The 13,962-nt window shown below is 36.3% G+C and carries 12 protein-coding genes; 7 read left to right on the top strand and 5 right to left on the bottom strand.

Annotated elements, in window-relative coordinates:
• Window positions 1-43: 43 nt before the first annotated feature.
• Genes IGJ03_RS09790 through IGJ03_RS09775 form a run of 4 tightly spaced genes read right to left on the bottom strand, consistent with a single transcriptional unit; the run spans window position 44 to window position 3,015 of the window.
• Window positions 44-679 (bottom strand): ECF transporter S component, encoded by a 636-nt coding sequence (locus tag IGJ03_RS09790; protein ID WP_002356501.1) that lies wholly within the window; start codon window positions 677-679, stop codon window positions 44-46.
• A 3-nt stretch (window positions 680-682) separates the two neighbouring features.
• On the bottom strand, window positions 683-1,237 hold the full coding sequence (coaC, locus tag IGJ03_RS09785) for a phosphopantothenoylcysteine decarboxylase (protein ID WP_002359573.1): 555 nt from the start codon (window positions 1,235-1,237) through the stop codon (window positions 683-685).
• Entirely contained in the window at window positions 1,234-2,007 is a 774-nt protein-coding gene (gene coaB, locus IGJ03_RS09780; protein ID WP_131639103.1) for a phosphopantothenate--cysteine ligase, read from the bottom strand. The genes coaC and coaB overlap by 4 nt, the downstream gene beginning before the upstream one ends.
• Window positions 2,008-2,022: 15 nt before the next feature.
• Complete coding sequence (locus IGJ03_RS09775) at window positions 2,023-3,015, bottom strand: YhdH/YhfP family quinone oxidoreductase (protein WP_002356506.1); 993 nt, start codon at window positions 3,013-3,015, stop codon at window positions 2,023-2,025.
• A gap of 263 nt (window positions 3,016-3,278) precedes the next feature.
• On the opposite strand from IGJ03_RS09775, the gene IGJ03_RS09770 reads away from it, so the two are divergent.
• The 5 genes from IGJ03_RS09770 to IGJ03_RS09750 are packed head-to-tail and all read left to right on the top strand — an operon-like array spanning window position 3,279 to window position 7,663.
• Window positions 3,279-3,821 carry a helix-turn-helix domain-containing protein gene (locus IGJ03_RS09770; RefSeq protein WP_002356507.1) on the top strand — a complete coding sequence of 181 codons (543 nt, stop codon included), beginning with the start codon at window positions 3,279-3,281 and terminating at the stop codon, window positions 3,819-3,821.
• A 25-nt stretch (window positions 3,822-3,846) separates the two neighbouring features.
• Window positions 3,847-4,932, top strand: coding sequence for an ABC transporter ATP-binding protein (locus IGJ03_RS09765; RefSeq protein ID WP_425135938.1), 1,086 nt, complete (start codon window positions 3,847-3,849; stop codon window positions 4,930-4,932).
• An 18-nt stretch (window positions 4,933-4,950) separates the two neighbouring features.
• A complete protein-coding gene (locus IGJ03_RS09760) occupies window positions 4,951-5,757 on the top strand; it encodes an ABC transporter permease (RefSeq protein ID WP_002356510.1) in 807 nt (268 codons plus the stop codon).
• Entirely contained in the window at window positions 5,757-6,593 is an 837-nt protein-coding gene (locus tag IGJ03_RS09755) for an ABC transporter permease (protein ID WP_002356512.1), read from the top strand. The genes IGJ03_RS09760 and IGJ03_RS09755 overlap by 1 nt, the downstream gene beginning before the upstream one ends.
• Window positions 6,590-7,663 (top strand): ABC transporter substrate-binding protein, encoded by a 1,074-nt coding sequence (locus IGJ03_RS09750; RefSeq protein WP_002359578.1) that lies wholly within the window; start codon window positions 6,590-6,592, stop codon window positions 7,661-7,663. The genes IGJ03_RS09755 and IGJ03_RS09750 overlap by 4 nt, the downstream gene beginning before the upstream one ends.
• A gap of 970 nt (window positions 7,664-8,633) precedes the next feature.
• Here IGJ03_RS09750 and IGJ03_RS09745 read toward each other — a convergent pair.
• Window positions 8,634-10,400, bottom strand: a complete 1,767-nt coding sequence (locus IGJ03_RS09745; RefSeq protein ID WP_425135937.1) for a cell division protein — start codon at window positions 10,398-10,400, stop codon at window positions 8,634-8,636.
• A gap of 1,065 nt (window positions 10,401-11,465) precedes the next feature.
• Between IGJ03_RS09745 and IGJ03_RS09740 the strand changes: the two genes are divergently transcribed.
• Together IGJ03_RS09740 and IGJ03_RS09735 are read left to right on the top strand one after the other, a co-directional pair.
• A complete protein-coding gene (locus tag IGJ03_RS09740; RefSeq protein ID WP_002359581.1) occupies window positions 11,466-12,758 on the top strand; it encodes a GntP family permease in 1,293 nt (430 codons plus the stop codon).
• Between the two features lie 21 nt (window positions 12,759-12,779).
• Window positions 12,780-13,928, top strand: coding sequence for a glycerate kinase (locus IGJ03_RS09735; protein WP_002367172.1), 1,149 nt, complete (start codon window positions 12,780-12,782; stop codon window positions 13,926-13,928).
• The last annotated feature ends 34 nt before the right edge of the window (window positions 13,929-13,962 follow it).

Genomic DNA, 13,962 nt, shown 5'->3' with positions numbered 1-13,962 from the left:
TGGACTAAAAATCAAACTTGATTTTTAGTCCATGTGTTTTTTTCTATAGTTTTTGTGTTGCATTCCGTTTCATTAAGCGAAGCAAAACGCTAGCAATTGCTGAAGCAGCTACACCAGCAACAAGAGCTTCTGGCACACCAGAACTGAAAATCGTCGCAATAATAGCTAGGTAAACAGCAGTTCCAGCTTTACCAATAATTTCAGCATAAGCTGAATTAAAAAGAAAATAAATCATGTTCATGACTAAAATGGTATTCGTTGCTGAGCCTAAAACACCAGCCACAAATAAGGAGACAGGTTGCGCTTTTTCCTTCGTTAATTTATTTAGCCATTTGTAAGCGAAATAAGGAACGACCCCAATTAAAATCCGCGGAATGAGCACAATTAAAAGTGCCTTCCAACTACCATGATCGGTACCGATCACAGGAATAAATGGAGAAAAAACAAACGACAAAGGTGTTGGTGCTGTCGTATTTTTAATTAAGCTAATGATCCCAAACGTGCCGCCCAACATACTACCGATTTTTGGCCCTAAAACAATGGAACCAATAATTACAGGAATATGCATCGTGGTCGAATTTAAAGGACCTAATGTGATAAATCCTAGCGGGGTTAAAGCCAGTAAAAGTAAGATAGCTAAGAACATTGCTGTTAACGTAAATTTTTTCGTGTTATTCATAAATTACTCCTTGTTATCAGATGCTAAAATTTTCATCACTGTTTGAAGGATATCTTCAACAGTGGCAAGTGCGCCACGACCATAATCGCCACAAGCTAATAGAGCTTCACGTGGGATTATTTCTTGATAGCCGACTTCTTTTAAAATGCCAATATTTCGTTGGACAATGGGGTTTTGGTACATATACGTATTCATCGCGGGCGCAATAATTTTTGGTGTTTCAGGATAAAGTGCCAAAGCAACTGTTGATAATAAGTCGTCGGCAATCCCATGGGCTAATTTCCCAATTGTATTGGCCGAAGCAGGTGCTACTAAAAATAAATCCGCTTTTTTAGCTAACTCAATGTGATTAATTTTACTGGGATCAATTTCCATCATGACATCCGTATGCACTGGATTCTTAGAAAGTGATTGTAACGTCAGCGGAGTGATGAACGCTGTGCTGCTTTTAGTCATTAAAATTTCCACATTGTAGCCAAGCTTAGCTAGTTGACTTGTAATATCTGCTGCTTTATATGCAGAAATGCTGCCAGAGACGCCTAATAAAATAGTTTTCATTGTTGTTCTCTCCATTTCTTTTCAACATTTTTAACGATCATTGAACCAATCCCTTGTTTTGAACAAGCTTCTTGGACAATGCCCGTTTCGTTAATTAATAATCCTTCGTGTTCTGTTTCATGAACGTTCATTAAGTCATTGGCTAAGACAAAGTCACACCGATTTTTAACCAAAGCGGCTTGTGCAACCTGGACAAGTTCTGCTTGTGAAACGTCGACAAGTAATTTAAAGCCCACTAAAACAGTTTGGGGTTGCTTGTCACGAATCATTTGGATGACTTTAGGATTTTTCTTTAGAAAAATTAATAATCGGTCCGTATCAGATGAAATTTTTGTTGCTGTTTGAGGAATATCAGCAATCTGATTCAATGTGTTTTGAACGATAGTTGCCAAGGCTTCTTTGGTCTTTGGCAATGTTTGTTCGCTTAATTGTTGCGCAAAAGAATCAATAAATTGTTCTTCCGTTTGCGCGGTTTCCGTCGTAAAATCACTGACTGCCATTGCGTGAACAATCGCATCAAATTGCTTTTCAGCAAAGAGTTGTTCTAACGTAGTGGCTAATTCAACCGTTGTTTCTATTTCTTTAATTGATAAGTCCAATTGTTGGGTTGGACGTAATGCATGTTTGGTTGTTACGTAGGTTACGGTGTGTCCAGCAGCTAAAAAACTTTCAGCAATTGCTTTTCCTAGTCCGCCAGAAGAATGATTGGTAATCGAACGAACATTATCAATCGGTTCTGACGTTCCACCAGCAGTAACTAAAACATCCATAATCAAAACGCCTCCTTAAGAAATTCGGACAATGGTCCGTCCAATATGTTGGCCTGCTTGTAATGCTTCAAAAACAGGGGGAAGTTCTTCTAAAGTAATCTCTTGATACACAGCTTTTTCAGTGATGTCTAAATCAGTGGCAAGACGTTGCCAGACTATTTTTCGTTTGTCCATACCAACATTAACCGAATCAATGCCCAATAAATGAACGCCCCGTAAAATAAAGGGTAAAACGGTTGTCTCTAATGTAATTCCAGCAGCGCGGCCACAAATGGCTGAACGGCCATCATAACGAAGTTGTGGTAAAACAGCAGAAGTAATTTCCCCACCAGTGGTATCAATTGCAAAAGCAAAACGCTGTTTCATCAATGCTTTAACAGGAGTTGCTAAGAAATCTTCTACTAATAAGCATTCACTAACACCTAACTCTTTTAAAAGCTCAAAAGAATCTGGCTTTCTAGTTAATGCAGTGATTGAAGTGTAGCCTAATTGATGCAACATCGCAATAGACAATGTCGCAACACCGCCTGTCGCACCAGTTACAATAATGGGGGCTTCTTTGTCGTCGCGTAAGCCATCGTCTTCTAAAGCTGTGACAGATAATCCGGCCGTAAAGCCAGCAGTTCCGAAAATCATTGCTTCTTTGAGACTCATTTTTTCAGGAAGTGGAACTACCCAATCGCCAGGAACACGCACATATTCAGAATAACCACCAGTATGACTAACCCCTAATTGATAGCCTGTTACGATCACTTTATCGCCTTCTTTGAAACGAGGATCTTCCGATGTGACAACAGTGCCACTGACATCAATTCCTGGAATCATTGGATAATTGCGAATCACACCGCCGTCTTTTTTTGAAGCTAAAGAGTCTTTAAAGTTAACTGAGGAGTAGGCTGCTTTGATTACTACAGTGCCTTCTGATAAATCGTCTAAAGTAATGGTTTCTAGTTGACCAATAACAGATGTATCTTGTTCTCTTAACGTAAATGCTTGAAATGAATTCATATAAAAACTCTCCTTCCAATTATGTAAAAAAGCAACTCGTCTTATTTTATCATATTCTGATTTTTTCGTATCATTTTTCTTCTTATAAACAGTAAGTTATACAGAAAAGAAAGATTGTGTGACAATTAGACTAGAAAAATAAAGAAAAATGGTTGAAATTTTTCAAAAAGTTCGTATACTAAAAAAGGTAAAACTAAACTGTAAGTTTAGTATTACAAAACTTTTGTTGTAAAGATTAGCTGAAAATAGAAACGAGGTGTGCCATGGAAATTGGTGAGAAGTTGAGAAATTTACGCATTCAGAAAAATTTAACACAAGAAGAATTAGGCGAAAGAACGGATTTATCCAAAGGCTATATTTCCCAATTGGAGCGGGATTTAAGCTCACCATCAATGGAAACATTTTTCTCAATTTTAGAAGTACTAGGCGTGACGCCAGAGCAGTTTTTTAGTCAGCAACCGCTTGAACAGAAAATTGTCTACAATGAAGAAGAAAGTACCCTCTATTATGATGAAGAACATGGCTATGAACTAAAATGGTTAATTCCAGCCTCAAATGAAAAAGAAATGGAACCTGTCATTATTACTTTTGATAAAAATGGCGAATATAAAACGTTTGAACCTTCTCTATCGGAAACATTTATTTATGTGATTGATGGCTCCATTCGTTTGACATTAGGGGAAGCCACGTATATTGCTAAAAAAGGTCAAACCATGTATTACCAAGCAACAGAACCTCACCAAATTAGCAACAATGGTCGAGGAAAAAGTCGTGCGTTAATTGTGGCGACAGAATCGTATTTATAAAGGACGAAATGGAGGAGTTTATCCAGTGAGAAACCATGTGATTTCATTTGAAAATGTTGTCAAACAATTTGACGATGAACCAGTATTAAAAAATGTCAGCTTTGAAATTGAAGAAGGAAAATTTTATACGTTATTAGGACCTTCAGGATGTGGCAAAACAACGATTTTGCGTATTATTGCGGGATTCAATGACGTGACTTCTGGCGATGTTTATTTTGATGGTAAAAGAATAAATGATGTACCTGCCAATAAACGCCAAGTCAATACCGTGTTTCAGGATTATGCTTTGTTTCCTCACATGAATGTTTTTGATAATGTTGCGTTTGGTTTAAAAATCAAAAAACTATCCAAAGCAGAAATTGAAAAAAAAGTGAAAGAGGCATTACGTTTGGTTCAATTACCGGGCTACGAAACACGTGAAATTAGTGAAATGTCTGGGGGCCAGCGTCAGCGGGTCGCAATTGCACGAGCGATTGTCAATGAGCCAAAAGTATTGCTTTTAGATGAGCCGTTATCCGCTTTAGATTTGAAATTACGCACAGCGATGCAATATGAACTACGTGATTTACAACAACGTTTAGGAATTACTTTTATTTTTGTGACCCATGATCAAGAAGAAGCATTAGCGATGAGTGATGAAATTTTTGTCATGAATAAAGGTCATATCGTGCAAAGTGGCACACCAGTCGATATTTATGATGAACCGATTAATCACTTTGTTGCTGACTTTGTGGGGGAAAGTAATATTGTGGACGGTGTGATGCTGGAAGATAATTTAGTTTCATTTGTGGGCAAAAAGTTTGAATGTGTCGATGGTGGCATGCGGAAAAATGAACCTGTAGAAGTCGTTTTACGTCCAGAAGATTTAACGATTACCACGCTTGAAAAAGGCAAGCTAACCGTAACGGTGGGTACACAGTTATTCCGCGGCGTTCATTATGAAATTATTTGTTTTGATGAACAAGGAAACGAATGGATGGTGCATTCCACTCGAAAAGCCAAAGAAGGTGCTCAAGTAGGGCTCTCTTTTGAGCCAGAAGATATTCACGTGATGCGTTTCAATGAATCAGAAGAAGACTTTGATGCCCGTTTAGAAAGTTACGACGAGTAAACGAAAGGGGAAAATAAAATGAAAACAATGCGTCGAATTTATTCGATTCCCTATGTAATGTGGTTACTTTTATTCGTCATTGCGCCAGTGCTAATGATTATTTATCAATCATTTTTCGATATGAATGGCCAGTTTACTTTGGCGAATTACCAAACGTATTTTACATCAGGAACGTATTTAAGTATGACCATTAATTCAGTGTGGTATGCTTTTCTGATTACCATTTTTACGTTATTGGTAAGTTATCCTACGGCTTATTTTTTGACAAAGCTCAAGCATAAACAGTTATGGTTAATGCTCGTTATTTTACCAACGTGGGTGAATTTATTATTAAAAGCTTATGCCTTTATTGGGATTTTCAGTATTCATGGGAGTATCAATCAGTTTATGAGTTTTATGGGTTTGGGTACGCACCAGATTCTGTTTACAGATTTCAGTTTTTTATTTGTCGCAACGTATATAGAAATTCCATTTATGATTATGCCGATTTTTAATGCTTTAGAAGAGATGAATCCTTCATTGATTAGTGCTAGTCGGGACTTAGGAGCTAGCAGTGCGGAGACGTTCCGCCGTGTCATTTTTCCTCTCTCCCTAAACGGTGTGAAAAGTGGCGTTCAAGCTGTCTTTATTCCTTCGCTCTCGCTCTTTATGTTAACGCGTTTAATTGGCGGCAATCGGGTGATTACGTTGGGAACGGCGATTGAGGAACACTTCTTAGTAACGCAAAACTGGGGCATGGGTTCAACAATTGGTGTGATTTTAATTGTTGCCATGTTTATTGTGATGTTGCTGACGGGTGAGAAGAAGAAAGGGCGTGGCAAATAATGCAAAAGAAAAAGTTTAAATGGTCTTATGTGTATTTATTCGTTGTCTTTGCGCTACTGTACGCACCAATCTTTTATTTGATTTTTTATTCGTTTAACGACACGCAAACGATGAATCAGTTTACTGGTTTTACGTTAGATAATTATCGGAACGTTTTCGAAGACACACGCTTGTTAACCATTGTTCTGAATACGTTTTTGCTAGCTTTCTTATCGGCTTTAATAGCAACCATCATTGGAACATTTGGCGCGATGGGGATTTATTATACAAAACGTCGTAAAAACCGGAACACGTTGCTTAGCTTTAATAACATTTTACTCGTTTCACCAGATGTTATTATTGGAGCCAGTTTCTTAATTTTCTTCACGGCAGTAGGGTTTATCAGTTTAGGTTTTACAAGTGTGTTATTGTCGCATATTGCCTTTAGTATTCCAATTGTTGTTTTAATGGTTTTACCAAAACTACAAGAGATGAACGATTCTATGGTAGATGCGGCACGGGATTTAGGGGCCAATAATGTTCAAGTGATTAAAAATATTATTTTGCCTTTTTTAGCGCCAGGAATTATTGCTGGCTACTTTATGGCCTTTACTTATTCGTTGGACGATTTTGCCGTAACATTCTTTGTGACAGGCAATGGTTTTTCAACATTATCTGTTGAAATTTATTCACGAGCACGTCAGGGAATTAGTTTAGAAATCAATGCCTTAAGTGCGTTAGTATTCCTATTCTCAATGATTCTAGTTGTCGGTTATTACTTTATCAGTAAAGACAATACGCCAAAACGTTTAAAGAAAATGCGTCGGGAACAAAGTGAGGTGGCCAAGTTAAAATGAAAAAATTACAGTCACTTTTTATTGGAATTATCGCTATTATTGTCATCTTGTTTTTTGGCGTGCGCCAATTGGAGAAAGCAAGTGGCATGGCAGGAGCAGATACCTTGACCATTTACAATTGGGGGGACTATATAGATCCGGCCTTGATTAAGAAATTTGAAAAAGAAACAGGTTATAAAGTCAATTACGAAACCTTTGATTCTAATGAAGCCATGTATACAAAAATTCAGCAAGGTGGCACAGCCTATGATATTGCCATTCCTTCTGAATATATGATTCAAAAAATGATGAAAGCGAAGATGCTTTTACCACTTGATCACAGCAAATTAAAAGGCTTAGAAAACATTGATGCACGCTTTTTAGATCAATCCTTTGATCCCAAAAATAAGTTTTCCGTTCCGTATTTCTGGGGCACGTTGGGGATTATTTATAATGATAAATTTATTGACGGTCGTCAGATCCAACATTGGGATGATTTATGGCGCCCGGAATTAAAAAATAATGTCATGCTGATTGATGGCGCTCGCGAAGTGTTAGGATTATCTTTGAACAGTTTAGGCTATTCGTTAAACAGTAAAAACGACCAACAATTACGTCAGGCTACCGATAAGTTAAACCGATTAACGAACAATGTCAAAGCAATTGTTGCCGATGAAATCAAAATGTACATGGCTAATGAAGAAAGTGCAGTTGCTGTAACTTTCTCTGGTGAAGCTGCTGAAATGCTAGAAAACAATGAACATCTACATTATGTGATTCCCAGTGAAGGATCTAATCTCTGGTTTGATAACATTGTGATGCCTAAGACAGCCAAAAATAAAGACGGCGCCTATGCATTTATGAACTTTATGTTACGACCAGAAAATGCAGCACAAAATGCAGAATATATTGGTTATTCCACACCAAATAAAGAAGCTAAAAAACTATTACCAAAAGAAGTTGCCGAAGATAAACAATTTTATCCAGATGATGAAACCATCAAACATTTAGAAGTTTACCAAGATTTAGGTCAAGAATACTTAGGAATTTATAACGATCTGTTCTTGGAGTTTAAGATGTATCGGAAATAGGGAGTAAATTCAGTAAGAATGACTTTAAATTGACACAAATGCAGGGGAATAAACTATTATTTTTATTGCTATTTTCCAAAATTTTACCTAAAGCGACGAACATGTCGCTTTTTTGATGTTTTCTATTAGATAATTCTAACTGAAAAGTTTGATATATGTAAGTTGACACCTAAAAGTTAAATCTGAAAGTCTAACTTTTGGGTGTCATTACAATGTAAGACTAAGCATAGATACTTTTTAAGAAAATATCATCATTTGACTTTTGTTTATATCCTGATTATTTAGAAGAATTGAGGCAAACAAAATTAAAAAAATTTTTTAAAGAAAAATACCGATAAAAAATCTCCAATCAAAAAGTTGTATACTAGTCCCAACAATTGAAACAATTACTGACAACTAAAGAACACTTAGCTAAACTGCTAGTTGAAGCAGCCGAACAAATAGAATAATTCGAAAGTATTCTAGAAATTAATGAACTCTCTGCAGGACTCATTATTGGTGTATTAGGAGACATTTGCGTTTTTCTTCTCACAAATAACTAAACGCTTCTGGCGGTGTCAACACCGGAAGATATCACTATGGAAAACATACCGTCAATGAACACATGGATAAACATGGGAATCCGAAGATATGAAAGAATTTTGTATTTTATTATTATGAACATGATTCGGTAACAAGCAGCGAGCCCCAATCATCTAGTGGGTTATTACTACAAATTAAAAACGCAACCTTCGCCCAAAAAGCATAAGGTTGCGCTCATCACTTGTATCAACAAGCTCTTGAAATGTCTCCACTCGATGGTACGGCATTCAAGTACGTATGATTACTCATACACGGACTCTAACGGCCAATAAGGAATGTATCCTTACCTAATAAGTTATAACATACTTAAATTTCTAATTTATGAGGCTTATTTTGTATACTTTTTCTTGATAAAATAAATGAAAAAAGTACTTGCCTCAGTTTCTCTTTAGTTACCTTTAATATGTTTTTTTAAAAAGTAATAAATAAAAGTAGTTCCTAAACAGATATAAGCTATGATTTGGATATATGATGCAATAACAAAGGCTAGGCTGGGTTTGTAACCAATGGTTAAGGAATTTTTACCAGCTTGGGCAGGCACAATTAAGCTACCAATTTCAGATGTTTTATATTGTTGTTTTGTTAATTTTTGACCGTTGAGCCATACTTCACTATTAGAATAAGCAGTAAGTGGTAATAACATTTGACTTGTTTTATTGCTAGCGTTTATCCAATTAAATTGTAGCTGCCCTTCAGGGGTGACTTGTTTTTTACCTTTAATTTCATTATTTGCTACTTCTTTCCAATAAATATTATAAGGTTTATTTCTGACAATGATGTCAATGTCTTCTTTGTTATGAGTAGGCAAATAATCAGAAAGCGGTTTGATTACTAGCTCGAGTCCATCACCTAAGGCATGTTTGCCATTAAAAGCTTGTTTAAGTTTATTCATATCTTTAATTTTTGTGAGTGTAGAGGTAGTGTCATTAGATAAAGGAGTAGCTGATTGCCATGCCTCTGATTGTGTTAAAAGAGCTTGATTTATTAGCAAACAAGAAAGAACGGCAACAGTGACATAAGTTACACTTATACTGGTATATTTATTTTCTTCTTTTAAAGTTATTCTTTGCAAATAAAGTGTAAAACTTAAAAATAAGAGAACATAAGAAATACTAGCAAAACGTAATGGAAATTGTATTCCTTGAAGCATCTTAAATATTGTAGGTAAGTCATCCCAAGGTAGCAAACTTGATGAAAGAAGTAGAAAAAAAAGACCGACAAGATTGATCACTTTTTCAGTCAATACTAAGGTTTTCCAATTAAAAATAGTAAAAACAAACATGAAAGTAGCAATCAAAGAAAAAATTAGCCCTAACGATCCCCAATCTTGAACACCAAGTGTAAAACTTGTAGTATAAGGCATCATTCTTTCAATAGGATAAGGCTTTAACAAATGATTGCTTGAGAAAACTTCTAACATACCAATCAAAAGACGAGAGGTTAATAGCATCGTTATTAAAACAGCCAAGATTGCATTAATAAGCATTCTGACTTTCTTTGGTGTTAGTATGAAACCAACAATAAAGAATGGTAGCAAAGCTAGCACTGTAAGTAAAGAAGTAAAAACGTGTAAGTGCATAGTTAGTGCAACCGGAATGGCTAAAATTAAAGGTTGAATCGGTTGAGCTTTATCTTTAATCATTTTTATAGCGGGAATAAAAACCAATGGCAAAATAGCACTAGCCCAGCTGGAAGAAGTTTGTATTAAGCTAAAGGAAGCAATAACATTAGTAGACATGTAGAAAAGTGATAAGCCTACTGCCAGCTTATAAGTTATCTTATTGTAACGAGCTAAGGTAAACATTGATAATCCTGCGAGAGCAAAGCAAAGAAAGCTGGAAATAATTTGAAATCTAAACCAAGTCTTTGAAAAAGCTAATAATAAGCTCATGATGAAAGTGAAGTCAGGTGCATAGACCGTATTAATAATTCGACCAGATTGTTGAAATCCGTAAAGACTTTGGAAATAGTTATAGGTATGATTTTTTTGTTGCATGTAGCTTTCATAAACTTTATTCATAAAAAAGTTGCTGTCGGTCCCTAAAATTATAGAATGACGAAATAACTGAGCTGAGACAATAATGGCAGCTGCCAACAAAATACCAATGATTGAAAATAAAGCAGACCTATTAATTGAAAATTTTTTTAAAAACACATTGATAACTCCTTAATTATATTTTATTTCATTTTATCATAGGATGGAATAAAATAAAATGTTGATTTAATAACTATAATGAGTGAACATGGAAAAAATTTTATTTATTAATAAAATTCAAAAAGTAGACAAAAATACTAATAAAGTAGGATACTCATATTAAAAATTATATTTAATAAAAGTGTTTTGGGTGTTTGTGGCCAGACCGGTAGCTTGGGAGAAAGCGTCATTCTTTGTATGAAAATAAAGGCATATGTGAGTAAAGAAATGTTGGTTAATTTATCAAAAACAATTATATCTATGAATACACAAGTAAATAGATTCTCTAAATTGCTATTATTACTTCTATAGACAGTCAACTATATTTTAATAAGGATAAAAAAACGTAACATAAAGAGTATTTATGAAGCGACGACATTCGAAAATTATAAAAAAAGCTTGTGAGAGCAATGGATCAGTAAGGGATATAAAACAAATTCAAGTAGTTTTTGGTACACTTGAATAGGAGTAAAATATGAGTTTCTAGGTGAGCAATTGAATATAGAAGATCCCAGAAAAAAAGCCAATCAGCTCATTTGGGATGCAAAATGAATCTTTAGGAAAGCAATGGTATTTGAACAATTTTTTTCAAAAAAGTGTCTGAGCTCAGTTAAAAATATCGATAAAATTAGTTGTGTCATTTTTAAAACTCACGTCATTAATACAAAGCTTCTAGCAATGTATTGACAAGTTTTAAAAAATACGAATAGTCATGTAATGTAGCTTAGTTATCGATAAAACAACAATAGTGGATACTCATTGACATAAGGAATAAACAACAGTTATGTTACATAAATCATAAAAAGATACGAACAAATAAACAAAAAACGTTAAACCACGATGTTATAAATACTTTGACTTTCTAATTCAAGGATCGCCTCACCATGTACTAATTTTTATTTGTGAGGAAAAGTTTAAACTAGTTTTTTTGTGCATTTGAACAATAAATCCTGTTAAATTTACAATTTTAAAAAGAAAGGACTTTGATAGAATGAAAGCGTAAACAATTTAAGGAGCTGATTTTGAATGCCAGATATTACAATATCTTGGGTTGCTGCAATTTTAGGATTAGTTGTAGCGATAGTATTAATTTTGAAAAAATTTAATCCTGTGTATTCCTTGTTTTTTGGTGCAATTGTTGGTTGTCTTATTGGAGGCGCTTCCCTGTCAGATACAGTCGCTGTTCTATTAAACGGAACACAAAGTATTATGGGAACCGCAATCCGTGTTTTAGCAGCCGGTATGTTGGCGGGTGTGATGATGGAATCCGGTGCGGCAGAATCAATTGCCAACGCCATTGTACAAAAGCTTGGCGAGAAAAAAGCTATTTTATCTTTGGCATTATCCACAATGGTAATTACAGCAGTGGGCGTATTCATTCCTGTTGCAGTGTTGATTGTTGCCCCGATTGCTCTATCTGTTGGGAAAAGTACGGGTATCAGTAAGTTATCATTATTGATTGCCTTATCAGGTGGCGGCAAAGCGGGCAATATTATTTCGCCTAATCCAAATACTATTGCAGCGGCGAACGGCTTTGATTTACCTCTAAGTGACGTTATGATTGCTGGCTTTATTCCAGCCGTATTTGGTTTAATTACAGCTGTTGTTCTTGCAAATATCATGAGAAGCAAAGGATCAATGGTCAAAGAAACGGATCTTGTAGAGGAACAAACAAAAGAATTATTACCTTTGAAAAAGGCGTTGATCGCGCCAGTGTTAGCGATTGTCTTATTATTACTTAATCCGATTGGCGCCGTTTTAAATATTTCTTTCATCAAAAGTTTGAATATTGATGCTCTGTATATTTTGCCGTTCGCTTCAGTTGTTGGGACAATTGCGATTGGGCAAACAAAACAACTGGCCTTTTATGCATCTTCTGGCTTGAAGAGAGTAACCGATACCGTTTTAATTTTAATTGGTGCAGGTGCAATTGCTGGATTAATTTCTGTTTCTGATTTATCAACACAAATTGTCCACTTAATTTCTGTTATGGGAATTTCTGGAACCTTCTTGGCACCGATTTCTGGTATTTTAATGGGCTTAGCAGTTGGTTCAACATCCACAGCGGTTATTTTAGCGACAGGTTCTTTTGGACCAGCGATTTTAGATATGGGCACATCTTCACTTTCAGCAGCAGTCATGGTGCATACTGGGGCAACTGTGATTGATAGTGTTCCTCAAGGCAATTATTTCCATATTACGGCACAAAGTATGAATATGACGATTAAAGAAAGAATTCGAGTGATTCCTTATGAAATGTGTGTCGGTGGGGTAATGACGATTGTTGCAACCATTTTATATGGCTTTATTTTAAACTAGTTGGAAAGTAGGCGCGAAAAGATGACAAAAAAATTTGTTTTGGCTCCAGACTCATTTAAAGAAAGTATGAGTGCAAAAGAAGCCTGTCTGGCAATGGAAAAAGGGATTTTAGCTGTATTTAAAGATGCAGACATTCAACACGTCCCGATGGCAGACGGCGGGGAAGGAACGGTGGATTCCTTAGTGGATGCAACAGGAGGCACAAGAGTACCAGTGCGTGTGGCAGGACCGCTTCCTGATCAAATCGTTGAAACCTATTACGGCTTATTAGGTGACCAAGAAACGGTGGTCATTGAAATGGCGAAAGCCAACGGAATTGAATTGGTCAAAGCAGCAGAACGTAATCCCTTGATCACTTCTACTTATGGTACAGGAGAAATGATTCAACATGCGCTCAATCATGGGGCAAAAAAAATCATTATCGGCATTGGTGGTAGCGTGACAAATGATGGGGGTGCAGGTATGATTCAGGCACTTGGTGCGCGTTTGTTAGACAAGGAAGGGCAAGAATTGACACGTGGCGGTGGTGCATTAGATAAACTGGCGCAGATCGATTTAACACAGTTTGATCAACGTATTTTTGCTACCGAAGTTCTAGTAGCAAGTGATGTGAATAACCCACTAACAGGGCCAACAGGGGCGTCTCATGTCTTTGGCCCGCAAAAAGGTGCGACAGAAGAAATGGTGGCTCAATTAGATAAAAACTTAGCCCATTATGCAGCGATCATCAAAAAAGAGATCGGCATTGATGTTGAGATGATGCCAGGCGCAGGAGCTGCTGGTGGTTTGGGTGCAGGGTTACTAGCATTCACGAAAGCTCAGTTACGCCCAGGGATTGATATTGTCGTAGAAGTGAATCAATTAGAAGAAAAAATAAAAGCCGCTGATTATGTCTTTACTGGTGAAGGCGGGATGGATTTTCAAACAAAATTCGGCAAAGCCCCTTATGGCGTCTCACGTTTGGCCAAGAAGTATCAAAAACCGGTTTTCGCTTGTGCTGGCTATATCGGCAAAGATGTGGATGTCCTCTATGAAGAAGGGATGACGGCTATTTTTGGAATTTTGGCCAAAGCTGAACCATTGGAAGCAGCATTGAAAAATGGACCAGTTAACTTAGAAAGAACCGTTGAAAATATTGCTCGTACATTACAGCTGGTGCCTTGTGACTAAGAACTAACCATGGTATCATCAGTAATGAAAGCTG

This window comes from Enterococcus sp. DIV1315a (genome assembly GCF_051712325.1).
Lineage (GTDB): Bacteria > Bacillota > Bacilli > Lactobacillales > Enterococcaceae > Enterococcus > Enterococcus faecalis.
The sequence above is the reverse complement of the archived record's forward strand: the minus strand, read 5'-3'. Positions and strand labels throughout refer to the sequence as shown.

Excerpts from the sequence above, each read along its gene's own strand:
- IGJ03_RS09790 (WP_002356501.1), bottom strand. The coding sequence starts at position 679 with ATGAATAACACGAAAAAATTTACGTTAACAGCAATGTTCTTAGCTATC.
- coaC (WP_002359573.1), bottom strand. The coding sequence starts at position 1,237 with ATGAAAACTATTTTATTAGGCGTCTCTGGCAGCATTTCTGCATATAAA.
- coaB (WP_131639103.1), bottom strand. The coding sequence starts at position 2,007 with ATGGATGTTTTAGTTACTGCTGGTGGAACGTCAGAACCGATTGATAAT.
- IGJ03_RS09775 (WP_002356506.1), bottom strand. The coding sequence starts at position 3,015 with ATGAATTCATTTCAAGCATTTACGTTAAGAGAACAAGATACATCTGTT.
- IGJ03_RS09770 (WP_002356507.1), top strand. The coding sequence starts at position 3,279 with ATGGAAATTGGTGAGAAGTTGAGAAATTTACGCATTCAGAAAAATTTA.
- IGJ03_RS09760 (WP_002356510.1), top strand. The coding sequence starts at position 4,951 with ATGAAAACAATGCGTCGAATTTATTCGATTCCCTATGTAATGTGGTTA.
- IGJ03_RS09755 (WP_002356512.1), top strand. The coding sequence starts at position 5,757 with ATGCAAAAGAAAAAGTTTAAATGGTCTTATGTGTATTTATTCGTTGTC.
- IGJ03_RS09750 (WP_002359578.1), top strand. The coding sequence starts at position 6,590 with ATGAAAAAATTACAGTCACTTTTTATTGGAATTATCGCTATTATTGTC.
- IGJ03_RS09740 (WP_002359581.1), top strand. The coding sequence starts at position 11,466 with ATGCCAGATATTACAATATCTTGGGTTGCTGCAATTTTAGGATTAGTT.
- IGJ03_RS09735 (WP_002367172.1), top strand. The coding sequence starts at position 12,780 with ATGACAAAAAAATTTGTTTTGGCTCCAGACTCATTTAAAGAAAGTATG.